We start from the raw sequence: 963 nt of genomic DNA on the forward strand, positions 1-963 counted from the left end.
CCAGATCAGGACGCTACTGGCAGACCGCCGCGAACTCGATATCATTTCGGTCGAGATGGACATGGGCGCTGCGGGCGGCAAAGATGGTTTCCCGATCATTGAGATCCTACAGATCACCATCATTGATAAAAAAACCGGCGAACGCATCGAGGGTATCGTCGGGAATAATTTCTCCTCGTACGTGCGCGATTATGACTTCAGCGTCCTGCTTCCCGAGCACAACAAAGATCGACCCGGATTCAGCATTCCAGAAAACTTTGGCGACCTTCACGGAAACCTGTTCAAGTGCTTCCTGAACTCGGATGCTTACAAGGCGCGTTTCAAGAAATCGCCGGCCATCTGCCTGAGCGCCTCAAGCAGCAAAACCTACAGCCGCACTGACAACCATCATCCCGTGCTGGGCGTGGAATATCGGCAGAATGAGCTGTCTTCTACCGATCATTACTTCCACAAAATGGGATTGCAGGTTCGCTATTTCATGCCGCCGCATAGCGTAGCGCCTCTGGCTTTCTACTTTCTGGGAGACCTGCTCGGCGACTACACCAATCTTGAGCTCATCGGCACGATCAGCACGATGGAGACGTTCCAGAAGATTTATCGGCCCGAGATTTACAACGCCAATTCCGCGGCAGGCACATACTATCAGCCGAGCCTGACGCATCAGGATTACTCACTGACCCGCATCGTCTACGACCGGGAAGAGCGCAGTCGGCTGGCCGTTGAGCAAGGAAAATTCGCCGAAGAGCACTTCATCAAACCGTATAGGACCATCCTTGAGCAGTGGTCTGCCAAATACGCCTTCGACGAGCCCAAAAAGGTCGCATAGCATGACAAGATTGTTGCCCACCTCTACCGCCGGCAGCCTGCCGAAGCCCTCTTGGCTTGCGGAACCGGAGAAGCTCTGGTCCCCTTGGAAGCTGGAGAATGAACAGCTGACCGAGGGCAAGCAGGATGCGCTGCGTC

The 963-nt window shown here is 54.5% G+C and carries 1 protein-coding gene and 1 pseudogene; both read left to right on the top strand.

Annotated features, from left to right (window positions below; genetic code table 11):
* On the top strand, positions 1-826 hold an 826-nt coding region (locus tag ACODTY_RS24070), incomplete at its 5' end, for a putative oxygenase MesX (RefSeq protein WP_488996695.1).
* 1 nt (position 827) lies between these two features.
* Positions 828-963, top strand: a pseudogene (locus ACODTY_RS24075) (methionine synthase); the annotation flags it as partial.

It is taken from the genome of Mesorhizobium sp. FG116 (assembly GCF_057809835.1).